The 23,978-nt window shown below is 74.2% G+C and carries 12 protein-coding genes and 1 pseudogene; 7 read left to right on the top strand and 6 right to left on the bottom strand.

Translation table 11 applies throughout. The annotated features are described in order from the left end of the window. The first annotated feature begins 150 nt into the window (after positions 1-150). The 6 genes from ACFFR3_RS29585 to ACFFR3_RS29610 are packed head-to-tail and all read left to right on the top strand — an operon-like array spanning position 151 to position 17,973. Positions 151-4,014, top strand: coding sequence for a non-ribosomal peptide synthetase (locus tag ACFFR3_RS29585; protein WP_379484205.1), 3,864 nt, complete (start codon positions 151-153; stop codon positions 4,012-4,014). Next, complete coding sequence (locus ACFFR3_RS29590; RefSeq protein ID WP_379484206.1) at positions 4,011-10,538, top strand: SDR family NAD(P)-dependent oxidoreductase; 6,528 nt, start codon at positions 4,011-4,013, stop codon at positions 10,536-10,538. Before ACFFR3_RS29585 ends, ACFFR3_RS29590 begins: the two co-directional genes overlap by 4 nt. A gap of 30 nt (positions 10,539-10,568) precedes the next feature. Next, positions 10,569-12,095, top strand: a complete 1,527-nt coding sequence (locus tag ACFFR3_RS29595; RefSeq protein WP_379484207.1) for an ABC transporter substrate-binding protein — start codon at positions 10,569-10,571, stop codon at positions 12,093-12,095. Then, a complete protein-coding gene (locus ACFFR3_RS29600) occupies positions 12,095-13,048 on the top strand; it encodes an ABC transporter permease (protein WP_345408182.1) in 954 nt (317 codons plus the stop codon). Before ACFFR3_RS29595 ends, ACFFR3_RS29600 begins: the two co-directional genes overlap by 1 nt. After that, positions 13,035-15,476: an ABC transporter ATP-binding protein/permease gene (locus ACFFR3_RS29605; protein WP_379484208.1), complete on the top strand. Its 2,442-nt coding sequence runs from the start codon at positions 13,035-13,037 to the stop codon at positions 15,474-15,476. The genes ACFFR3_RS29600 and ACFFR3_RS29605 overlap by 14 nt, the downstream gene beginning before the upstream one ends. After that, entirely contained in the window at positions 15,466-17,973 is a 2,508-nt protein-coding gene (locus ACFFR3_RS29610; protein WP_345408184.1) for a methyltransferase, read from the top strand. Before ACFFR3_RS29605 ends, ACFFR3_RS29610 begins: the two co-directional genes overlap by 11 nt. 56 nt (positions 17,974-18,029) lie before the next feature. On the opposite strand, the gene ACFFR3_RS29615 is transcribed toward ACFFR3_RS29610, so the two are convergent. From ACFFR3_RS29615 to ACFFR3_RS29640, 6 genes are all read right to left on the bottom strand, one after another. Continuing rightward, positions 18,030-18,989 carry an NAD(P)/FAD-dependent oxidoreductase gene (locus tag ACFFR3_RS29615; RefSeq protein WP_345408186.1) on the bottom strand — a complete coding sequence of 320 codons (960 nt, stop codon included), beginning with the start codon at positions 18,987-18,989 and terminating at the stop codon, positions 18,030-18,032. A 32-nt stretch (positions 18,990-19,021) separates the two neighbouring features. Next, entirely contained in the window at positions 19,022-20,152 is a 1,131-nt protein-coding gene (locus tag ACFFR3_RS29620; protein ID WP_379484209.1) for a saccharopine dehydrogenase NADP-binding domain-containing protein, read from the bottom strand. Beyond that, positions 20,149-22,128 (bottom strand): phosphopantetheine-binding protein, encoded by a 1,980-nt coding sequence (locus tag ACFFR3_RS29625; protein ID WP_364384468.1) that lies wholly within the window; start codon positions 22,126-22,128, stop codon positions 20,149-20,151. Before ACFFR3_RS29625 ends, ACFFR3_RS29620 begins: the two co-directional genes overlap by 4 nt. A gap of 241 nt (positions 22,129-22,369) precedes the next feature. Then, positions 22,370-22,528, bottom strand: coding sequence for a hypothetical protein (locus tag ACFFR3_RS29630; protein ID WP_364384471.1), 159 nt, complete (start codon positions 22,526-22,528; stop codon positions 22,370-22,372). 196 nt (positions 22,529-22,724) lie between these two features. After that, complete coding sequence (locus tag ACFFR3_RS29635) at positions 22,725-23,306, bottom strand: hypothetical protein (protein ID WP_364384474.1); 582 nt, start codon at positions 23,304-23,306, stop codon at positions 22,725-22,727. 183 nt (positions 23,307-23,489) lie between these two features. Beyond that, a complete protein-coding gene (locus tag ACFFR3_RS29640; protein ID WP_345408196.1) occupies positions 23,490-23,678 on the bottom strand; it encodes a hypothetical protein in 189 nt (62 codons plus the stop codon). Here ACFFR3_RS29640 and ACFFR3_RS29645 point away from each other — a divergent pair. Next, positions 23,663-23,978: pseudogene (locus ACFFR3_RS29645) on the top strand (arsenic resistance protein); the annotation flags it as partial. The gene ACFFR3_RS29640 and the pseudogene ACFFR3_RS29645 sit on opposite strands and share 16 nt — an antisense overlap.

Genomic DNA, 23,978 nt, shown 5'->3' on the forward strand with positions numbered 1-23,978 from the left:
CCACCCCGAAGCCGACATTTCTCCTCCAAACAGGCCGATAGCGAGCACAGGCTCTAGAGGCGGACAAAAGAACATGATAATGATTATCACTGCACATCTGAGTGAGACTGTGCTGCTCTTGGCCGTCGTGCGTATATCTGGAGGAGACCCATGCCGGAAGCGCCCCCCTCCCCCGTATCCGTTGAGGACGTCACGGATCTCGTCGCAGAGGTCCTTGGGCTCCCGGCCGCGGAAGTGGCCGCCGACACTGCGCTGACCACGTTGGGATTGGAGTCGTTCACAGCCGTCCGGCTGCGTCGACGGCTCCGCGATCTCGGCCTCGACCTGCCGATGACGGCCTTTCTCGGCGCCGCGACGGTCCGCACCGTCACGGCCGGCATGGCCGACCCGGAAGGAACGACCGAAGAGGAGGGCTTCCCCCTCACCCCCTTGCAGACCGCCTACTGGATCGGCAGGGATCCGGCCTTCCCGCTGGGTGGCGTCGCCACCTACTACTACCGGGAGTACGACCGCGAGACCGGCGATCCCGAGGCCGACCTGGCGAACCTGACGCGGGCATGGAACCGGCTGGTGCGACGCCATCCCATGTTGCGGATGATCGTCGACCGGCAGGGCCGTCAGCACATCCTGCCGGACGCGGGCCCGTACGAGATCGCCGTGGAGGACCTGCGCGGGGCAGGGCCGGACGAGGTGCGCGAGCGCGTGCGCCGGCTGCGCCACGAATGTTCCCACCAGCTGCGCCCCGCCGACCGGTGGCCCCTGTTCGACGTCCGGGCGGCCTTCCTGCCCCACGGCCGCACCCGGATCTTCTTCGGTACCGACATCCTCGCCTTGGACATGAGCGGGTGGATGCAGATCATGTCCGAATGGGGACGGCTCGTCGCCGATCCCGGCACCGAACTGCCCTCCATACCGACGGCCTTCGCCGAGGTCGTCCGCCACCGGCAGGCCGATCCCGGTGAGGCGCGACGACGGGAACGCGACCTAAAGTATTGGAGGGACCGGGCCGCGTCGCTGCCACCCGGCCCGCGCCTGCCGTGGGCGAAGGACCTGGCGCACGTGCACGCTCACCGGTTCCATCGCACGTACGCCGAGCTGGACAGCGGTGAATGGCAGGCGCTGAAGGAGCAGGCGGCACGGCGCGGGCTGAGCCCCACCGGGGTGCTGCTCGCCGCGTTCGGGCTGGTGCTGGCCCGTTGGGGCGCCGACGAGGCATTCTGCCTGAACACCACGCTGTTCGACCGCCCCGACGATCCCGAGCTGGCACACGTCGTCGGCGACTTCACCACCACGGTCCTCGTCGAGCTCCCGCGGGCGGACCTGCGGCGCTGGAAGGGGTTCGAGGACTTCGCGGCTCAGGTCAACCGGCGTTTCTGGACCGACCTGGAGCACCGTGCCGTCTCGGCCGTCGAGGTGATGCGTGCGGCCGCGACGCCGGCCCGGCTCACCCCCGACCATCCAGTGGTCTTCACCAGCGGCATCGGCCTGGCGCCGGAGGACTCGCCGGCGAGCTGGCTGGGCGAGGAGGTCTTCGGTGTCTCCCAAACTCCTCAGGTGGCTCTGGACCACATCGTCCACGACGAGGACGGAAGGCTGCGCATCTGCTGGGACGCGGTCGAGGGGCTGTTCGCCGACGGGTTCGTCGAAGGCATGCGCGACGCGCACCACCGGCTGCTGCGCCGGCTGGCCGCCGAGCCCGGCGCCTGGCACGACGCCGCCCTCGGCTGGGACCCGTCGTTCCTGGCCGACGAGCCGCTGAACGGCCGTTCGGACGTGGGTCCCCTCCTGACCGATCCCCTGCGCGCCGTGGTCGGCGCCATGCCCGACCGGCATGCGCTGCTCGCCGCGGGCGGCGACCTCACCCATGGAGAGCTGGCCGGGCGGGCGGAACGCATCGGCGCCGTCCTTGCCTCCCTGGGCGTCGGCCCCGGCGATCTCGTCGCGGTCGCCTTCCCCCAGAGCGTCGACCAGGTGACCGCCCTGCTCGGTGTCTGCGCGAGCGGCGCGGGATACGTGCCGGTCGAACCGGCCTGGCCGCAGGAGCGGATCGCCTCCGTCTGCGAGCAGGCCGACATCCGCCACGCGCTGGTGCCCCCGGATGGCGGGCCTGCCTCCTGGCCCGGCACGGTGAGCGTGCACCGGCTGCCCGACCTGGAGAAGGAGGAGCCGTCGGCACCGGTCCGCCGGCCGAGCCCGGACGACCTCGCTTACGTGATCTTCACGTCCGGTTCGACCGGGCGGCCCAAGGGCGTGGGCATCCAGCACAGGGCCGCGCGCACGACGATCGACGCGATGAGCGAGAGGTTCCCCGTCGGCCCCGAGGACCGCGTGCTGGCGCTGTCGGCCTTCAGCTTCGACCTGTCCGTCCACGATTTCTTCGGGATGATGGGCGCGGGCGCCGCGCTCGTCCTGCCGGACGCCGCCCGCGGGCGCGACCCCGGCCACTGGCTAGACCTCATGGAACGCCATCGGGTGACGGTGTGGAACACCGCTCCGGCGCTGATGGAGATGCTGGTCGAGTACGCCGAGATCGACCCGAACCGGGCCCGGCGGGCGCTCGCGTCGCTCCGGCTGGTCCTGCTGTCGGGTGACTGGATCCCGGTCACGCTGCCCGACCGCATCCGTACCCTGGCGCCGGACGCCCAGGTGATCAGCCTGGGCGGTGCCACGGAGGCGTCGATCTGGTCGATCTGCCACCCGATCGGCGAGGTGTCTCCGTCCTGGGCAAGCATCCCGTACGGCCGCGCGCTGCCCGGCCAGAGTTTCCACATCCTGGACGACCAAGGGCGCCCGTGCTCGGTGGGACGAGCCGGTGAGCTGCACATCGGCGGGGACGGGCTGGCGCGCGGCTACGTCGGTGACCCGCGGCAGACCGACGAGCGCTTCATCACCGACGCGGTCCTGCGCCGGCGCCTGTACCGCACGGGTGACCTGGGACGCTGGCGCTTCGACGGCACCATCGAGTTCCTGGGCCGGATGGACCGGCAGGTCAAGATCCGCGGGCATCGGATCGAGCTGGGCGAGGTGGAGTCGGTGCTGCGCCGCGTCCAGGGCGTTCAGCACGCGGTGGCGCTGTCGGTGCGCGGCCCGGACGACCGGCCACGGCTGGTGGCGTACGTGGCCGCGGCCGATCCCGCACGGCCGCCCGCCGACGAGGAGATCGCCGCCCGCCTGCGGGAGCGCCTGCCCGACTCCATGGTGCCCAGCCGGTTCGTGCTGGTGGACGAGTTCCCCCTCACCGACAACGGCAAGATCGACTACAAGACGCTGCCGAACCCTTACCGGCGCCAGGCGGCCGCTCCGCCCGCGCCCGCACCGGCGGCTCATGAGCCGGATTTCGTCGCGCTGATCCGGGAGGCGGTCGAGGACGGCTTGGAGATCACCGTGCGGATCGCCGCCGGAACGCTGTCCCCGGCGCGCGCCATGGCCGCGGCCGGAGGCTGGGCGGAACGCCTGCGCACGGCGGCGCCCGGCGGCCTGACGCTCGGCGAGCGGCTGGCCGCCGACGGCACGCTGATCGAGCTGCCGGTCCTGCCCGGCACGCCGGACACGGAGGGCCCCGGCACGCCCCCCGGCCGACCCCATCCGGCAGGACCGCAGGCGGGGGCCGCGCCCCCGTCCGGCACGCCGGTGCCGGACGCCGGAACCAGGCTCGCGGCGCCGCCCGGCAGGCCGGCGGCGGTGCGGCCGGACGCCGAGGTGGAGCAGGTGGTGAGCCGGGTGCTGAGCGAGCTGCTCGACGGCGCGGACGTCGATCCGAGCGTGCCCTTCTTCCGGCTCGGGGCCACGTCGCTGACGCTGGTCCGCGCCCACGTGCGGCTGACCGAGCTGCTCGACCCGCGCCTGACCGTCGTGGACCTGTTCGACCACCCCACGGTCCGGGCGCTCGCGCTGCACATCACCGAACGCCGCGCGGCGGTCCCGCCTCCGTCGCCGGCCGGGAACGGCGACGCCACGCGGCGGGCCCAGGCCAGGCGGCTGGCCCGGCTCAAGGCCGAGGAGGGCACCCGATGAACGCCCATGACGACCTGGTCGCCGTGACCGGTCTGGCCTGTCGTTTCCCCGGCGCGCCCGACGCGGACGCACTGTGGCGGCTGCTGGTCGAAGAGCGTGAAGGTCTGACGTGGCTCACCGACGACGAGCTGGCCGCGCGCGGGGTGCCCGGCAGGCTGCGCCGCGACCCCGCGTACGTGCCGGTGGCCGGGCTGATCGAGGGCCAGGACCTGTTCGATCCCGAGCCGTTCGGTCTCACCGACGGCGAGGCCGCGCTGATGGACCCGCAGCAGCGGCTGTTCCTGGAGATCTGCTGGCGGGCGCTCGAGCAGGCCGGGCACGGAGGCGGCCGCGGCGCCGGAGCGGTGGGGGTCTTCGCCGGGGCGGCGCCGAGCGCTTACCTGGCGGCCAACCTGTACGGACGCTGGGACCCCACCGGCGGCGGCGAGGATCCGGGCGGCAGCCTGCAGACGGCCATCTCCACGCAGACCGACTACCTGCCCGCGCAGGTCGCCTACCGGCTGGACCTGACCGGCCCGGCGGTCTCGGTCAACACCGCCTGCTCGACGTCGCTGGTCGCGGTGCACTTCGCCGTGCAGGCTCTGCTGTCGGGTGAGTGTGACACGGCGCTGGCGGGCGGCGTCTCCCTGATCGTCCCGCAGGGCCGGGGATACCTGGCCACTCCCGACGGCATCTACTCCGAGGACGGCAAGGTGCGCCCGTTCTCCGCTGAGGGCACCGGCATCGTCTACAGCCAGGGCGTGGGCGCGCTCGTGCTGCGGCGGCTGCGTGACGCGCTGGACGACGGCGACCCGGTGCTCGCGGTGGTGCACGGATCGGCCGTCAACAACGACGGAGCGGACAAGACGGGGCTGACCGCCCCCTCGGTACGCGGCCAGGCCCGCGCCGTCGCCGAGGCCCTGGGGGTCGCCCGCGTCGACCCCCGTCAGATCGGCTACGTCGAGGCACACGGCACCGGCACCCGGCTGGGCGATCCGATCGAGGTCGCCGCGCTGCGCCAGGTGTTCGGCGACGCCGGCCCCGCCTGGTGCGGGCTGGGCTCGGTCAAGAGCAATCTCGGGCACGCCAACTCCGCGGCCGGGATCGCGTCGTTCATCAAGACGGTGCTGGCGATCCGGCATGGCGTGCTGCCCGCCTCGCTGCATGCGGAGCCCGTCAACGAGCTGCTCGGCCTGGCGGGGTCGCCGTTCGAGGTGGTGAGCCGTACGCGCCGGTGGGACGGTCCCGAGCTGGCCGGAGTCAGCTCGTTCGGCATCGGCGGCACCAACGCCCACGTCGTCGTCGGGCCCGCGCCCGAGCGGCCCCAGCCGCCCGCCGACCACCGGCCGCACCCCGTGGTGCTGTCGGCGCACACCCCCGAGGCACTGGAGCGGACGGTCGCCGATCTGGCCGCCTGGGCGCAGAGCACGCCCGCCCTGTTGCCGGCGGACCTGGCGTACACGCTGCAGCAGGGCCGTCGCCACCAGCGTCATCGGGTCAGCGTGGTCGCCGAGGACGGGAGCCTCGCGGCCGCGCTGCGCGATGCGGCGCCGGTCGCCGTGCCCGACGTGCCGCCGCGGCTCGTGTTCGCCTTTCCCGGTGGCGGCAGCGCCCGTGCCGGCATGGGCGCCACCCTGTACGACGCCGAGCCGGCGTTCGCCGCGTGCGTGGACGAGTGCGCCGAGCTGTTCTCCGCCCACCTGGGCCGTGACATCCGCGGGGTCATCCGCGGCGCGGAGGACGACGTACGCGGGCCGGTGCCGGGGTTGCCGGCTCTGTTCGCGGTCAGCCTGGCGACGGCCCGGCTGCTGGAGACCTGGGGGGTACGCCCCGACGTGGTCCTCGGGCACAGCCTCGGCGAGTACACCGCGGCCGTGGTCGCCGGAGCGCTGCCGTTGCCGGACGCGGTACGGCTCGTCGCCGTCCGTTCCCTGGCCATGGCCGAAGCCGCCGGCGACGGTGCCATGCTCTCCGTGCCGCTCGGCGAGGACGAGGCCCGCGACCTGCTGCGCCGCCATCCGGACATCGACCTGGCGGCGCTGAACGCCCCCGGCGCGTGCGTGGTCTCCGGCCCGGAGCCGGCCGTGGCGGCGCTGGAGAAGACGCTGAGGGACGCCGGACACGAGCCGGCTCGGCTACGGTTCGACGGGGCGGCGCACTCGCGGCTCGTCGAACCGGCCCTGCCCCGGCTGGAGGCGGCCGCGACGGGGCTGGTCGCCGCCACACCGGCGGTGCCGGTGGTCAGCACGCTGACAGGGGAAGCGGTCTTCACGGAGCTGTGCACGGCAGGCCACTGGGTGCGGCAGCTCCGCGAGCCGGTGCGGTTCTCCCAGGCACTGCGCACAGCCGTGGACCCGGCCGCAGGGCCGCCGGTCGTGCTCCTTCACGTCGGGCCCGGCGGGGCGCTGGCGGCCCTGACCCGGGCCCACCGCCTGCCACGGCTGCGGGCGGCGCTGACCACTCTGGCGACCGACCGGGACGACAGCGATCTGGCGGCCCTTCGCGAAACGGCCGGCCGGCTGTGGACGCACGGCGTGGAGCCCGACTTCGCGGCGATGCACCACCGGCGCCGGCGGGTCGCGCTGCCGGGGCAGGCGTTCCTGCGGCGGCGGCTGTGGATCGATCCTCCCGAGCGGCCCGCCCGATCCGTCACCGCGGCGCAGGAGCCGGACGAGGACGAGCCGCTGCAGATCCCGGTCTGGACGCAGGTCGCCCCCCTCGATCCGGCGGCCGCGCCGGACGGCCGGTGGGCGGTGGCCGGCGACGACGAGGCCGAGGTCACCGCCGTGGTCGAGGCGCTGTCCGCGGCCGGTGCTCAGGCGATCCCCGCGGCACGCGCGGACGAGTGTCCCGGCACCGAGTGGACGGGCGTGGTGGTGCTGGCCGGCCGGCGGGCCACGCACCGCGCCGATCCCGAGGCGGTGACCGACGGTGTGCTGACGCACGCCCGGCTGGCCGAGAGGTTCTTCACCGGAGAGCGGTCAGCCCGGGTGCTCCTGCAGGTCACCCGGGGAGCGCAGCGGGTCAGCGGCGCCGACCGACCCGATCCCGCCACCGCGGCGCTGCACGCCCTGCCCAGGGTCATCGCCCAGGAGCAGCCGGGTGTGCGCTGGCGCGTGCTGGACGTGGACGAGCACACCGACCTGGCCGAGGCGGTGCCCGCCGAACTCGCCGACCTCCTCGTCACCGAGCACTCGGGAGCCGAGCCGGCCCTGCGCGGCGGCGCACGCTGGCTGCGGGCGATCAGCCCCTGGCGGCCCGCACCGGCCCCGGACGCCTCCGCGGGCGGCACGGCGCTGATCATCGGAGGGCTCGGCGACGTCGGACTCACCACCGCCGCTCATCTGGCCCGTAAGGGGATGCGCGTGGTGGTGACCTCCCGGAGCGGGCGGCCCTCCCCCGACGACGCCGATCCCGCCGCCCGAAGCCGCGCTTCGTCCCTGCGCGCGCTGGCCGAGGAAGGACTGCCCGTCGACGTCCGGCGGCTGGACGCCGCCGACACCGAGGGCACGGCCGCGCTGCTCGGGGAGCTGTCGGCCGGAGGGCCGATCGACCTGGTCGTGCACGCGGCCGGCGTGGTGGCGACCGCCGACCTGCGCCCGCTGCGCGCGGCCGGCCCCGGCCAGGTCACGGAGCACGTGCACGCCAAGATCGCCGGAGCGCTCGCGCTACGCGGGGCGGTCGAGCGGATCGCGGCCGAGCGCAGGCCCCGCGACGTGGTGCTGATGTCCTCGGCGGGCACCCTCGTCGGCGGCATCGGCATGGGACCGTACTGCGCGGCCAACCGCTACCTGGACGCCCTGGCCGAAGCCGAGACCGGCACCGGTGCGACCCGATGGGTCAGCGTGGTGTGGGACGCCTGGAAGGTCGGCCCCGACGGGACGGAGCGGACGGTGCGGCTGGCGTTCGCGCTCGGGGCCCGGACCGGGATGGCGGCGCTGGACCGGATCGTGACCCGCCGCCGCACCCGCCCGCCCGTGGTCGCGGTCTCCACCACCGGCCTGAGCGAACGCGCCGCCCAGGCCGCCTACACCCCGCCACCTCGGCAGGGCGCCGGCCCCGGGCAGGAGAGCACGCTCACCCCCGCCGAGCGGACGGTGGCCGAGCTGTGGACGGAGCTGCTGGGCGTGCCGGTGACCTCGGCCGACGCCGACTTCTTCGCCCTCGGCGGGCACTCCCTGCTGGCCACCCGGATTCTCGCCCTGCTGCGGGAATCGCACGGGGTGCGGCTGCGGCTGCGGGACCTGATCGCCAACCCCACGGTCGGCGCGCTCGCCAGGCTGCTGACCGTCCGCGAGCCGGTCCGGCCCGCCGAGCCCGAGGTCACAACGGCACGCGAGGAGGACACGGACGGCACCTTCCCCATGACCCGCGTCCAGCACGCCTACTGGGTGGGCCGCGAGGGCGGCTACGCGCTGGGCGACATAGCCTGCCAGTTCTACCTGGAGTACGACTGTCCGGATCTGGACCTTGCCCGGTACGAGCGCGCCTGGCGGGAGGTGATCGCCAGGCACGCGATGCTGCGCGCGATCGTCACCCGCCAGGGGCGGCTGAAGGTCCTCGACCACGTGCCTCCGTACCGGATCCGGGTGCACGACCTGAGGGAAGCCGGCGCGACGGCCGCGGCCGAGCGGTTGGCGCGGCTGCGTGAACGGATCTCCCGTGATCCGGGGCCGGCCGATCGCTGGCCGCTGGTGCAGATCCAGGCCGCCCTGCTGCCGGAGGGACGCGTACGGCTGTTCATCGGCGTGGACGTGCTGGTCTGCGACGCCGGCAGCTATTGGATCATCGATCGGGAGGTCCGCCACTTCTACCAGCACCCGGGCACCCCGCTGCCCGAGCCGGGCGTCGACTTCGCCGCCTGCGTGCGCGCCCTGGAACGGGCCCGCGCAGGCGACGACTGGCGGCGCGCCGCCGGTTACTGGCGGGCCCGGCTGGACACGCTGCCCGGCCCCGCACCGCTGCCCGTCACCGTGCCCGACGGTGCTCCGCGGTTCGTCCGCCGCACCGCGCGGCTGACGGCCGGGCAGTGGACGGAGTTCACGCTGGAGGCGGCCCGGCGCAGGCTGACCCCCGCCGCCGTCCTGCTGACCGCTTACGCCGAGACGCTGGCGGCGTGGTCGGGGAGCGCGCACTTCGCCCTCACGCTCACGTTGTTCGACCGCCCGCCGATCCACTCCGACGTCGAGAGGGTCGTCGGCGACTTCACCTCGCTGCTGCTGCACGAAGTGGACCGGCGGGCGGCCGGGACGTTCGCCGAGCAGGCGGAGCGGACCCAGCACCGGCTCTTCTCCGACCTCGACCACCGCGCCTACTCGGCGCTGGACTTCCTCGCCGAACGCGCCTCCGGGCAGGGCCGCGCCGGTTCCGTGCCCGTGGTGTTCACCAGCGCCCTGGGTCTGGAGGACCTCGTCGGCGGCCGGCCCGACCTGCAGTGGGTGGGCGAGCAGGTGCACGCCCTCAGCCAGACTCCGCAGACGTGGCTGGACCACCAGGTGCTGGTGCAGCGCGAGGAGTTGCTGCTGCAGTGGGATGCCGTCGCCGGGCTGCTGCCGGACGCGGAGGTGGACGAGATGTTCGCCCGGTACGCGGCCCGGGTGCGCCGCCTGGCCATCGAGCCTTCGGCGTGGGACGAGAGCGTCGTTCCTCCGGCGCGGGGTGAGCCGGCCGCCGTGTCCGGTGGCCACGACGACCTCGTGGTGCCGATGCGGGAGGGCACGGGCGACCGGACCCTGTTCCTCCTCCACCCGTCCGGCGGGGACGTGCTGTGCTACGCCGAGCTGTCGCGGCTGCTCGACGAGCGGTTCGCGGTCGTCGCGCTCACCGACCCCGCGCTGGCCGGGGCACCCGCCCCGGACGACCTGCCCGGACTGGCCCGCCGCTACCGGGAGGCGATCCGGCGGCACCGCCCGCACGGGCCCTATCTGCTCGGCGGGTGGTCGATGGGCGGCAGCCTCGGCCAGGAGGTGGCCTGTCAGCTGCACGAGGACGGCGCCGCCGTCGGGCTGCTGCTGATGGTCGACTCCAACGACCCGACCTACATCACGCCGCTGCCCGGCGACGAGATGGCCGAGGCGGCCGCACGGCAGCTCGGCGCGTTCGAGGCGTACCTCGGGCTCGACCTGGGCGTCGGCACGCCGGAGGAGCGTGCGGCGCTGCTCGCGACACCTGCCGATGAGCGGTGGGAGACGGTCGCGGCGCGGCTGCGGGCGCACCGGCTCCTGGGCCGCGGCGAGGACCCGCGGGAACGGGTCGCCGTCTTCGCCCGCCACCTGCGCGGCCTGGGCGCCCACACGCCCCGGCGGCTGGCCGACCCGGCCGCGACCGCCCTGCTGGTCCGGGCGGAGCGGCGGGCGTCGCGCAACTCCGGCATCGGCATGGGCGTGGACGACACCCCGCCGGACCTGCCCGACCTCGGCTGGGGCCGCCATCTGGCCGGCCCGCTGGAGATCCACGGGCTGGACACCGACCATTACGGCGTGCTGCGCCCGCCCGCCATCGCCCGGCTCGCCGAGCTGATCAACCGGGTGCTCGCCCGATACTGACCGAACCGCACGAGAAACGGAAACCCTTTGATGATCTCCCTGCCCGCACGCCTCGGCGCTCTCGCGCTCGGTCTGGCCATGGTGACGGCCGGATGCGGCGGCGATGCCGGCGGCTCCGCCGCCCCGGCGGGTCAGACCGTCCAGACGCTGCGGTACGTCGCGGTCGGCGCCCCCGCCACCGCGATCTACGATCCGCACGGCGGAGTCGGCAACCAGTCCGACCTGACCCGCTTCGCCTTGATGTACGACGTCCTGGCGACCCTCCAGCCGGACGGCACCCTGGAGCCGCGGCTGGCCACCTCCTTCGAGGCCGACGACAAGCTCACGACGTGGACGATCCGGCTGCGCCAAGGCGTGACCTTCACCGACGGCCGGCCCGTGCGGGCGGCGGACGTGCTGTTCTCGCTGCGCCGCATCGCGGACAAGGCCGCCGAGAACTTCGGCCGGATGGCGATGTTCGACATGGACGCCTCCCGGGTCGTGGACGAGCACACCCTCGAACTCGTCACCGTCAAGCCGTACGCCGAGGTGCCGCGGGCGCTGGCGTCGTTCACGTTCGTGGTTCCCGAGGGCACCACTGCCTTCGACCGCCCCGTGACCGGCTCCGGCCCGTACCGGATGACCAGCGGGAACGCGCAGCGGGCCGTGCTCGAACGCAACGACCGGTGGTGGGGCGACCCGCCGCCGACGCCGCGGATCGAGCTCATGGCCGTACCGGACCCGCAGGCCCGCGCGCAGGCGGTGATCTCCGGTCAGGCGGACGTGGCGAGCAGCGTCAGCCCCGCCGCCGTCCGCCAGGTTTCGGGGAACCCGAACCTGAAGGTCGTGCACCGCCCGGCCGTCACCATGTACCCGTTCGTGATGCGGCTGGATCGCAAGCCGTTCGACGACCCCCGCGTGCGGGAGGCGATCAAACTCGCGACCGACCGCCAGGAACTGCTGGACAAGGTCTTCCTGGGGTACGGGAAGCTCGGCAACGACCTGCTGACCCCGGCCGATCCCTCCAGCCCGACCGGCGTGCCGCAGCGGGCGAGGGACGTCGCCCGCGCCAAGGAACTGCTCAAGGAGGCCGGACACGCCGACGGCCTGGTCCTGGAGCTGGCCACCACCACCTCCTACCCGGGGATGGACACCGCCGCCACGCTGTTCGCCGGCCAGCTCGGCGAGGCCGGCATCACCGTGCGGGTGACCACCGAGCCGCCGGACGCCTACTGGACCAAGGTGTTCGCCCAGAGCGACTTCTACACCGGCTTCTTCGGCGGCATCCCGTTCACCGACGTCGCCCGCGTCTCCCTGCTCAGCGACTCCCCCACCAACGAGACCGCCTGGCACCGCCCCGAGTGGGACGCCGCCTACGACGAGGCGATGGCGATCGAGGACGAGACGCGCCGGCGGAAGGCGCTCGGAAAGCTCCAGAGCGAACTGCGTGAGGAGGGCGGATACGTGGTGTGGGGTCTCGGCGACGGCCTCGACCTGACCTCGTCGCGCGTCTCCGGCCTGCCTGACGGACCCGGGTTCGACCTGGCCTTCATCGAGCAGGTCCGGCTGGACGGGTGATGACACGTGTCGCCGGTGTGGCGCTGGCACGGGCGCTGGTCCTGCTCGTCGCGGTGTCGGTGCTGGTGTTCTGCGCGACGGAGCTGCTGCCCTCGGACGCGGCGCGGACTCGTACCGGGGGCCGGGCCGGCGCCGAGCAGCTCGAACGGCTGCGGGCCGAGCTCGGGCTGGACGTTCCCGCCTGGCAGCGCTATCTGTCCTGGCTGGCGGGGCTGTGCCGGGGCGAGGCGGGCACCTCGCTCGTCACCGACCGGCCGGTCGCCCAGATCGTCGCCGAGCGGCTGCCCGCCACGCTCACCCTGGCGGGCTGTGCGCTGGCGGTGGCCGTTCCGCTGACGCTGCTGCTGGCCTGGCTGGTCGGCACGGCGGCGCCGCGATGGCGCGAGCCGCTGTCGACCGTGGTGACGGCGGTGGCGGCGGTCCCGCAGGTGGTGTTCGCGACCGGCCTGATCGTCGTGTTCGCCGTGGTGCTGGGCTGGTTGCCGCCGGTGTCGCTGCTGCCCGCCGCGGACGCGCCGGTGTTCGACGTGGAGCGGCTGACGCTCCCGGCGCTCTCGCTCGCGGTGCCGGCCGCCGCGTTCGGCGCGGGACTGCTCGGCGGCGCGGTCGCCGACACGGTGCGGCGCCCGCACGTACGGGACGCGGTGGCGCGCGGCCTGCCGCGCCACCGGGTGGCGCTGCGGCACGTCGCGCCCTTCCTGCTGGCGCCGGCCGTGCGGGTGCTGGCCATGACGGGGGGCGCGCTGGTCGCGGCGACCGCGGTGATCGAGATGATGTTCGGCTACGCCGGCCTGGGAGAGCTGCTGGTCAGCTCGATCGGCACCCGTGACACCCCCGTGGTGCAGGCCGTGGCGATGCTCGCCGCCGTGGTGGTGCTGACCGGGTCGGCGGTCGCGGACGTGCTCGGCGCGTGGTCGGATCAGGAACGGGGAGGTGTCCGTGCGCCGGCGTGACGGGGCGGCCACGGGACTGGCCACGGGACTGGCCGCGGGGCTGGCGGCGGTGACCGTGCTGGCGGCTGTGTGCGGCGGTGCTTTCGCGCCGCACGATCCGGCCGCGTCGATCGGCATGCCGTGGGCGCCGCCCGGCGCCGCCTGGCCGCTCGGCACCGATGTGGCCGGGCGTGACGTGCTGTCGCGCGTGCTGGCGGGGGGCCGCGACCTCACGCTGACGGCGCTGGTCGCGGCCATGACGGCCGCTCTCGCGGGCGTCGCGGGCGGGCTGGTCGCCGGCTGGGCGGGCGGGCGGACCGGGCGGTGGCTGACGGCGCTGGCCGACCTGTTGCTGGCCGCGCCGTTCATGCTGACGGCGCTGGTGCTCGCCGTCGCGCTACCGGCGCCGGCCGCCGTGGTCGCCGGCACGGTGTGCGGCGGCGCACCGCTGGGCCTGCGGATGGTGCGTGACCTGGTACGGCAGGCCCGCCACACCGACTACGTGGAGGCGGCCCGCTGCCGGGGTGAGACGGCCGTCTCGATCGTCGTGCGGGAGGTCCTGCCGTCGGTGGCGGGGCTGGCCTCGGCGGACGTGGTGCTCCGCTTCGTCATGGCGGTGCAGTTGGCCGCCGCCTTCGGCATGCTCGGCCTGGGGCCGCAGCCGCCGGCGCCCGACTGGGGATCGATGCTGCGGGAGAACCTGCCGGGCGCGACGCTCAATCCGGCGGCCCTGGTGGCCCCGGCCGCCGCGCTCACCGTGCTCGCCCTGGCGTCCCTGCTGCTGTCGGCCGCGCTCGACGCCTCGCCCGGCCCGCGCACCGTGCCCCGGGCCTGGCGCGACAACCCCTTCGTGCCCGGCAGGCACGACCTCTCCGTGCCCGCTAGGCGCGACGGCCCCTCCGCGGCCCGGGCCGGGCGGACGGCCGGGCGGACGGCCGGGGGCGCCGTGCTGGAGGTCGCGGGGCTCACCGTCGCCGACGGCCGCGGGCGGCCGATCGTCACGCGAGGCGCCCTGCACGCCGGTCCCGGAGAGGTCGTCGCGATCACGGGCCCGTCCGGCGGCGGGAAGACCACGCTCGTCCGGGCCGCGCTCGACATCCTCGGTCCCGGGCTGCGCAGGACGGACGGCGTCGTCACCTGGCGCGGGAGCCCGGTACGCCCCGGGCGGGCCGCGCGACGGTGGCGCAGGGCGCACGCCGGCCTGCTCGACCAGGACCCGGCCGGCTCCCTGAATCCGCTGCTCGGGGTGGGCGCCCTGGTCGGTGAGGACCGTTCTCGCCGACCGGCCGACGTGCGGGCCATGCTGACGGCGCTCGGCCTGGACGCCGACCGGCTGTGGCACCGCCCGCCCCACCAGCTGTCCGGCGGCCAGGCTCAGCGGGTGGCGCTCGCCCGCGCCCTGCTCGGCGAACCCGGCCTGCTGGTGCTGGACGAGCCCACCAGCGGGCTCGACCCCGCCGCCCTCGACCTGGTCGTCCAGGCCATCGGACGGCGCCGCGGCGACGGCCGGTCGGTGACCCTCGTGATCTCCCACGACGCGGAGTTCGTGTCCCGCGTCGCCGACCGCGTCCTGACCATCGGCGCACCGCCCACGAGCCCCCCGTCGACCACCGGCTCTGCCCCGGCTCCCTCGATCGCCGGAGTTCCGGACACCACGGAGCGCGCCCCCGCTCTCTCGTCCGTCGTCGTGCCGGGCATCGCGGCCCCCGGCTCCGCTCTCCTGGCCGCGCGACCCGCTCGCGGCGAGCAGCCCCTGCTCCAGATGCAGGGGGTGCGGCTGACGCGAGGCGGCGAGACGCTGCTGGCCGGCGCCGGGCTGACCCTGTGGCCGGGCGAGCTGGTCGCGATCCTCGGGCCCTCCGGCGCCGGGAAGAGCACCCTGCTGCGCGCGCTGGCCGGCCTGCTGCCTCCCGAGGCGGGCGGCCTGTGGTCCGGCGGGCTTCCCCTCGTCTGGCCGCTGGACCGGCGGCCCCGTACGGCGCTGCGGGCCGTGCAGCTCGTCGGCCAGGACCCGGCCGGCGCGCTCAACCCCGCCCACCGCGTGGCGACGGCGCTCGCCCGGCCGGCGCGCGTCCTTCGCCGGCTCCCCCGCGCCCACGCCTACGCCGAAGTGCCGCGGCTGCTCCGGCAGGTGGGGCTCGACCCGGCCGTGGCCGTCCGCAGACCGGGGGAACTGTCCGGCGGGCAGCGGCAGCGCGTCGCGCTCGCCCGCGCGCTCGCCGCCGGCCCCACCGTGCTGCTCGCCGACGAGATCACCTCAGCGCTGGACGGCGTGACCGCCGCCAGGCTGCTGGGCCTGCTGGAACGCCTGCGCGCCGGCGGCCTGGCCGTGTTGCTGGTCACGCATGACCGCGAGGTCGCGGCCCGCGCCGACCGCGTGCTGTACCTGGCGGGCCACCGGCTGTCCCTTGAAGCCATCGGAACGGAGACCCACACCCGTGCACCCTGATCCGGAATCCCCGCTCGCCGAAGCGGCCTTGACCCTGCTCGCCCACCCTTGGATCGGCGAAGCCCGGCCGGGCGCCGACGGTCGCCTGCACGTCCGCCCCGACCACTCCGCCCTGACCATCCGGCCCGTCGGCGGCCTGGTCACCGAGTACCTGGAACACTGGGGCGAGGTCTACGACTGGACCTACACCCACGACGACGCCCGGCACGCCCCCGACCTGGACCTGTCCGGCTGGCGCGCATCCGACACGGGCCGCCCGCTGCCCATCGCCCACATGCGCGAGTGGATCGATCACACCGTCGACCTGGTGCTCGGCACCGGTCCGCGCTGGATCCTGGAACTCGGCAGCGGCACGGGGCTGCTGATGCACCGCCTGCTCGATCACGTCGAGGGCTACGTGGGCACCGATGTCTCGGCCGCCGCCGTCGCCGCCCTCCGTGCCCGTGGCCTTCCCCGGACCGCGATCGTGCGGGCGGCGGCCCACGAGGCGAACACCCCCGCGGTCCGCGCCGCGCTCGAGGAGATCGGCGCGCCCGGAGGCCGTCCCGACTGCGTGGTGCTGAACTCGGTCACCCAGTGCTTCCCCGGCGTGGACTACCTGCGGGTGGTGCTGGGCGACGTGATGGGGCTGGTCGCGCCGGGCGGCTCGGTGATCGTCGGTGACGTCCGCGACTCCCGGCTGCTGCACGCCTACGCCCGCTGGGTGGAGGAAGCCACCGCCCCGTCCACCGCCGCCGGAGAGATCGCGCGGCGGGCCGCCGACCGTGCCGCCCGCGACGAGGAACTGCTGTTCGACCCGCCGCTACTGGCGCGGCTGGCCGCGGACCTGGCCCGGGACAGCGGGCGGACCGCCCGGTTGCGGGTCCATCCCAAGACCATGACCGACGACACGGAGCTGACCCGTTACCGCTTCGACGCGGTGCTGCGGGTGGACGCCGGCCCGCCTCCCGTGCCGAAGGAGGTCGATTGGACGTCGCTGCCCGGCGACGACCGTCTCGGCGCGCTGACGGCCCTGCTGTCGGGTGAGCCGGTGCACGTGCGCGGCATCCCCAACGCCGTGCTCGGGCCCGATCGGCCGGGAGCGGTGGCGCCGTCCCTGCTGCGGGCCGCGGCCGGTCCCGGCGCCGCGGTGGTGGCGGATCCCGGCGACCCGGCGACGCTGGGCGTGGCCGGCCCGGCCGACGCCGCGGCCCGGCCGGTGCAAGAGCTTGTGGGCGGGACGGCGCACGACCCGTTCATCGCGTTCACCCACCGCCGGCTCCAGGAGATCTCGCGTTCCGTCCTGCGCCGGTCGGTGCCCTCCCAGCGCGACATCGCCGTCGTGGTCGAGCCACCCGCCACCGACACCGGCGAGGATCAGGACGGGGACGCGGACATACGGCGACGCGCCGCCGCGCGGGCCGCCGAGGCGGTCGCGAACGTGGACGCCGCGCGGCTGCCGGGTTTCCTGCACCGGCTGGACGAGGCGGCGTTGCTGGCGATGGCGTGCACCCTGCGTCCGGCCGGATTGATCAGGGACGGCGCCACGGCCGGCGAGATCATGGACGCGCTGAAGGTGGCTGAGCGGCACGGGTGGATCCTGCGCCGCTGGCTGGAGGCGCTCACGCGCGAAGGGCTGCTGCGTCGCGACGCGCAGGGCCGCTTCCACGGGTTGCGCAAGGTGCGCAGGGACGAGGTCGTCGCGGCGGGCCGGGGCTTGGAGGCCGACGGCGCCGCGATCGGCTATCCGGCGGAAACGACCCGGTTCCTGCTGGCCGCCATGAACCGGCTGCCCGAACTGCTGCGCGACGAGGTGCCGGTGCAGGCGCTGCTGTTCGCCGGCGACGACATGAGCACGGCCGATGGCGCGTACCGGGAGAACACCGTCAACCGCTACCTCAACGCCGCCGCCGGAGAGACGTTGCGCTGGGCGGCCGGACGACGGGCGGAGCCGCTGCGGGTGCTGGAGCTGGGCGCGGGGGTCGGTGGCACGACGGTGGACGCGCTGCGGGCGCTGACCGGCCAGGACATCGACTACCTGTTCACCGACGTGTCGCGCTATTTCCTGTCACTGGGGCAGGAACGTTTCGGTGACCGGCCCGGGGTGCGGTTCGCGCTCTTCGACATCAACGCCGGCCCGGCCGGTCAGGGCGTGCCGCCAGGCTCTCAGGACGTGCTGCTGTCGGCGAACGTGCTCCACAACGCCCGCCACGCACCGGACGCGGTCGCCGCACTCGGCCGGTTGCTGGCGCCGGGCGGTCTGTTCGTCTTCGTGGAGACCTGCCGGGAGATGCCCGCCATCCTGACCTCGATGCAGTTCCTGATGTCGCCGCGAACCGGCGGGCCGCGGCTCGATCCCGGCGATCCGCGCGACGCCGGGGACCGGGTGTTCCTCACCCGCGAGGAATGGCTCGAGGTGCTGAGCGAGGCGGGCCTGGACCCGATGTTCACGCTGCCGGGCGATGATCACCCGCTCGCCGCCACCGGGTTGCACCTGTTCGTGGCCCGCCGGGGGTGAGCCGGTGTGGTGGCCGGAGCCTGGAGCTCCGGCCACCACCCCCAGGTCAGGACAGGTCAGGACGGGTCAGAACGGGTCAGGCCGAGGTCGGAACGGAACAGGTCGCCGTCCATCCACACCGCCGCGCGCACCCCGTCCGCGGCGCCCAGCGAGACCAGCGTGGGAGCGTCCGGGACGGCGGGAAGTTTGGCTGTGTCACCCGCCGCCGCCACGCCCGGCACCGTGGTCTCCTGCAGCTCGTTCACCCGGACGGTCCCGTCGGCGTTGAGCTCGCAGCCCAGCTCGGCGGCCAGCGCCGAGTGCTGCCGGGTGGGCGCACGGTGGTAGAGGTCCTGGCGGGCCAGCGTGCTGCCGTCGGCGAAGTGCAGCTCCAGGGCGCCTGGCTCGCCCGTCACCCGGACGATCGGGGTGTCGATCACCCGGACGCCCTGCTCGCCGAACTTGGTGGCGAGCACAGGGGGCAGTTCCAGCGGGCCGTGCGTGCACAGGACCACGTCGTCGCTGAACCGGTCGGCGACGTACAGCGCGAGCGAGCTCTCCGCGGGGACGCGCGTGATCACGGCCAGGGACCGGTCGCGCGTCTCCCATCCGTGGCAGAACGGGCAGTGGTAGACGCCGCGCCCGAACCGCTCCTTCAGCCCTTCGATGGGGTACGGCTCGTCCACCTGCCCGGTGGCCAGGACGAGCCGCCGCGCCCACATGACCGCTCCATCGTCGAGCTCGACCTCGAAGTCGTCCTTCTTGCCGCGGGCCGACCGCACGGCGCCCCGCCGGAGCTCCACGGACGGATAGGCCGCCAGCTCCGCTCTGCCGAGCTCCAGCAGCCGCGCGGGCGGGAACCCGTCACGGCTCAGATACATGTGCATCTCGGAGGCCGGCGCGTTGCGCACGTTGCCCCCGTCGATCACCAGGACCCGCCGTCGCTGCCGTCCGAAGACCAGGGCGGCGCTCAGCCCCGCGGGGCCGCCGCCGACCACGATTACGTCGTATCTCGTCTGGCTCTTACCGTTGATCATTTTCATCCTTCATGCTCGGAAACGGAGGGGCGCTAGCGGATCTCGGCCTGCGTCACGAGCGGGTCTCCGGCCAGCCGGGCGAAGACGGCGGCCGCGTCCAGGCATTCGGCGGCGGACCAGGCGCCCGGCTTGACCCGGCCGCCCAGCACCTCGCCGGTGGCGATGGCCGCGACGACGCCACTGAGCGCGTACGAGTCCGGCGTCCGCAGGATCAGGCGGCGCGGGGCCATAAGTCCGGGCCCTGGAGCGGGCCCTGGAGCGGGCCCTGGAGCGGGCCCTGGAGCGGGCCCTGGAGCGGGCCCTGGAGCGGGCACGGCCTGGAAGAGCAGCGTGTAGTACGGGCCGGTGGCGGCGAGGTCGGCCTCGGCCGCCGCCACGACCGAGGGGACGTGCTCCTCGATGGGCGCGTCGTCCGCCCACGCCGCCGCCAGTGCCCGGGGGATGGCGTCGGTGACGTACACGGTGTAGTTGCGCACCTCGGCGACGTCCAGCTCAGTGGCGAGTCCGGCGACCTCGGCCGACAGGAACGGCCAGGCGTGCACCCGCCCGGCGAAGCCGGGCAACGTCACCTCATGCAGGGGGGCCAGGGCACCGGGCGCGATCCGTCCGTCCCGCCAGGCCGCGAGGGCGGTGCCGAAGCGCGGGCCACGGGTCAGCAGCACGTCCACCGCCGACAAGGCGCTGATGCGGGCGGCGCCTCCGACGTAGCCGTCCAGCCGGGCCAGGGGTCCGGTCGCCAGCAGGCGCGGCAGCAGCCCGGACAGCCCCGGCATCACCCCGGCCGAGAACACCGCCGCCCGCTCGGCGAGTTCCGGCGGGGCGGCGGACTTCAAGGCGCCGATGGCCGTCACGTCCCCGCCGGCGTCGACGTAGTCCGCTCCTGCCGCCAGCGCGGCCCCTGCCACGGTGTCGAGCACCTGGTAGGACGGCCCGGCGCAGTTGACCACGACCCGGCAGCCCGCGCAGAAGGCGCGCAGTTCATCGGGGTCGCGCAGGTCCACCCGCCGGGGAACGGCCGCACCCGGCGTCGCACGGCAGACGGCGCGCACCCGGTCGATGTCCCGCCCGCCGATGCGCAGCTCACCAAGGTTCTCGCCGGCCAGCCGGTCCACGGCCACCCGGCCCACCGTTCCCGCGCCGCCGAGGACGCCGATCACCGTCATGGCCGCGCGTCCGCCAGGCGTGCCCGGACCGCCGCCGCCACGCCCGCCACCGTGGGGGCGCTGAGGAACTCGCGCACGCTTGGCGCGCCGCCCGTTTCCTTGGCGATCCGGGCCAAGGTGCGGACCACCAGCAGCGAGTCGCCGCCGAGAGAGAAGAAGCCGGCGCCCCGGTCGAGCACGGGGACGCCGAGAACCTCCTCCCAGACCGTGCAGATCCGCTGTTCGAGCTCGTCGACCGGCGGACCGTCACCATGGTCGGTATCGGGTTCCGGCAGCCGGTCCAGCGTCAGGCGGGGCGCGGGCTCGGCAGCCGCCGCGGCGGGCAGGTCGACGACCTGGTCCCAGCCCGCCTCGTCGGCCAGCGTCTCGACCAGCGCCAGCAGGTCGGCGAAGGCGGCGTCCACCTGCTCGGTGTCGAACAGCTCCTTCACCAGCGAGAAGACGAGGACCAGCTCGTCGCGCAGCTCGTAGAAGCGGGCCTCCAGCGCCACCTGCGGGGTGCGCAGCTGCTGGTGGAAGTCGTCGAAGTTCAGATCGCCCAGCGGTCCCGCGGACTCCGCCTGCGCGCCTATCGCCGCGTCCATGCCGAGGGTGCTCTGGAAGACCACGGGTGCGACCGGGCGGGTGGTGGCACGCCGCCGGGCCAGCTCCCGTGACACCTCCACGCCGGAGACCAGGTTGTGCGCCGCGTGCTCGGTGAAGGTCCGCTGCGTCTCCGCCGCCAGTTCGGCGAACGTACGGCCCCGCGCCGGCTCCAGCGGGATCAGCATCGTGGTGGCGAACGCGCCAATGACGCGATGGATGTCGGGATGCAACGGCAGCCTGTTGAGCTGCAGGGAGTTGAGCAGCATCCGCCGGTGACCGGCCCAGCGGGCGAGCACCACGGAGAAGGCGGTCAGCATCGCGGCGGACGGCGTGACCTCCCGGCGGGCGCACTGGTCGCGCAGCGCCGCCCAGCGGTCCGCCGCCACGTGGTTCTCCAGGGTCTCCATGGTGCTGGCCCGCACGTCCAGGGGGTCGGCGCGCAGCGGCAGGGCGGGCGGGCGCGGCACGTCTCCGAGTCGTGCGTGCCACCAGTCGCGGTCCGCGGCGTACGGCTCGCTGTCACGCAGCCGGCCGAGCGAGGTCACGTAGTCGCCGAAGTCGACGTCCAGTGGGGCGAGGACGGCGTTCCAATCGGCGGCCAGGGTGAGCAGTTCGCGGTTGAGGAGGGTCGCCGACCAGCCGTCCATGATGAGCAGGCTCTCGCCGGTGTGCAGCCGCCCTCGATCGCCGGGCAGGAGGCTGAGCCGGATGTCCAGGCCCGGTCCGTGCAGCGGGTTCGGCCCGGTGGTGCGCATCTCGTGCCGGACGGCCAGCAGGTGCGCCTGCACCTCCTGCGGGCCGGCCGCGCGCAGGTCGTACACGCGGGGCCGCGGGATCCCGCCGGGCGCGTCGGGCGCGAGGACGTACTGCTCTCCCTGCGGGGTGATCCGTGCCCGCAGCATCGGCTGGTGCAGGGCGAGCCGCGCCAGCGCGTCCTCCAGCGCCTCCGGGGCCTCGTCGCCGTCCAGGCCGGCGAGCCCGAAGTCGGCGTAGAAGTGCGCCGACTCGTACGACAGCTCCCAGCCGTCGTGCTGCCCGACGAAGTATCCCTGCTGGAGCGGCATCAGCGGGAACGGCGCCGACGGGTCCGCACGACGCTCGATCTCCACCGGCAGGGCGCGTTGTGCTCCGTTCCCGCCGGCCCTGCGCCGGCGAATCGCTTCCGCGAGCCGGGCCAAGGTGATCTCCACCGTCACGTCGGACAGCGCCAGCTCCACCGCCATCCGCCTGCGGACCATGGCCGACATGCGTACGGCCAGGACCGAGTCGCCGCCCAGCCGCAGGAATGCGGCGTCGGCAGGAATCTCCTCGGGGTCCACGTCGAGCAACTCTCCCCAGATCCGGCTCAGCTCGGCTTCGAGGTCGTCATGCGGGGCGTGGGACAAGGACATGCGATCTCCGATCAACCGGGTCTTCATGGAAGGACGACGCGCGGGCAGGCCCGCCGTCCGTCCATCGGTGCCCCGCCAGAATAGATGCAAACGATAATCATTTCTATAGCGATGGACGGTTTGCGGCGATCATGGCACAATGACAATGGTTGTCGTTCTTGGTGCAGGAGGCTCCATCTCGGAACGCGTCCTTCAGGGCGCTGTCCTTGATCCGCAGACCTTTCAACCGCTTGATCGGCTGTCAGGCCGGCTTCGCTAGGGGCACCTCGGCGGCCGGCGGCAAGGAGGCGACGACGGCCGGGTAGAGGTCGCCCCAGAGCAGGGCGCGGGCGCGCGGCCGGCGTGAGCGTGAGGGCTCGCCGGGGGCGGTGACGTTGTGCCTGCCGCCGATCACCGCCACCGGCTCCCGCTGATCAGCGGGACGAAGTCGCAGGTCAGTGCGGCCAGCCCGCGTTCTCCGGCTGGCCGGGCCACCGCGAACCGGCGCGTCCCGGCGACCTGCCGGGACGGGAACGACTCCTGGGAGTGCTACCAGAGACAGCGGAGACGGACGGCGCTCTTGGTCGCCCGTCGTTGAACTCCTGACTTCACGCCGTTCAGTGATGGTTTCCGGGGAATTGCGTAGCGTCGATCAATCGGTCCAAGAGGCGTTGATCGTGAGCCTGTTGTGGAGCCGGATCGAAGCCGCCTCCTCGGCAGCCGGGCTCGGAGCGCGACGTGTCAATGCGGGTCAATGGTGAGCCCGGCGGGGAGAGCCCGCCGGGCACGCGTGATCGTGGCGACCCCTGGCCAGCGGCACCGTGGCCCGGAACACCTCCTCGCCGCCGGAGCGCACCTCGAGCAGCTCGGTCCCGGCGGTGCTCCCGGGCACCAGCGCGGGCAGCACCGTGGCCCTCGGCTGCGACGACCTGGTCGTCCACGGTGCCGCTGCGGGCCGTCACCAGGAAGATCAGGGCGGGGCTGTCGGCGCCGAACCGCGCGGCCGGCTGGGCCGCCGCCCGGTCGAACCCCGACCCGGGCGCCTCGAACCTGGCCAGCGACAGCCGCGGCACCGCCTCCGCCACCAGGGCTCCGGCCAGCACGAACAGCGCCAGGGCCAGCCCCAGTACGGCCCGGCGGCGTCGTACGAGGAAGAAGCCCAGCCTGCGGCGTATCGGCTGCGCGGCCGGATCGCTCACCGTGCAGGAGTACCGGGGCCTGCTGGCCGTGGCAGGCTTCGTCCAGGTCGACATCACGTTGACCGCCGATCACGGCGACGGGGTGCACTCGGCCATCGTCCAGACCGTCAAGCCCGCCATCGGGCCCGGCCTGGAGATCCGGCCGATGCGCGACAGCGACGCCGAGCAGATGCTGGCGATCTATCAGGCCGGGCTGGACACCGGCCAGGCCAGCTTCGAGACCACCGCGCCCTGGGAGGGCTTCACCACGAGCCGGTTGCCGCATCTGCGGTACGTGGCGACCGATGGCGACTGCGGCGAGGTGCTCGGCTGGGTGGCGGCTTCTGCGGTGTCGTCCCGTCCGGTGAATGTGGGCGTGGTCGAGCACAGCATCTACGTCCACCCAGGCTGCCAGACCCACGGCACCGGCCGAGCGAGTCGCGCTCAACTCCATCTTCCAGGTGATCGCCTTCGGCGCGCTGGGCTGGTTCTACCTGCAGGTGCTGCCCGGCTGGCTCGGCCTGCCGCAGGCCGCGCTCGACGTCTCGGCCTTCGCCTCACGCAAGCTCGGCGAACGCGCCAAGGGCAGAGCCTGGTACGAGCAGCGCTTCCTGCCGCGCATCAGCCCGATCACCCTGCACGGACTGCTGTTCACCATCGTCATCCTGTTCGCCCTGCAAGGCCACACCATCA

This window comes from Nonomuraea salmonea, assembly GCF_042428605.1.
Taxonomy (GTDB): Bacteria; Actinomycetota; Actinomycetes; order Streptosporangiales; family Streptosporangiaceae; genus Nonomuraea; species Nonomuraea salmonea.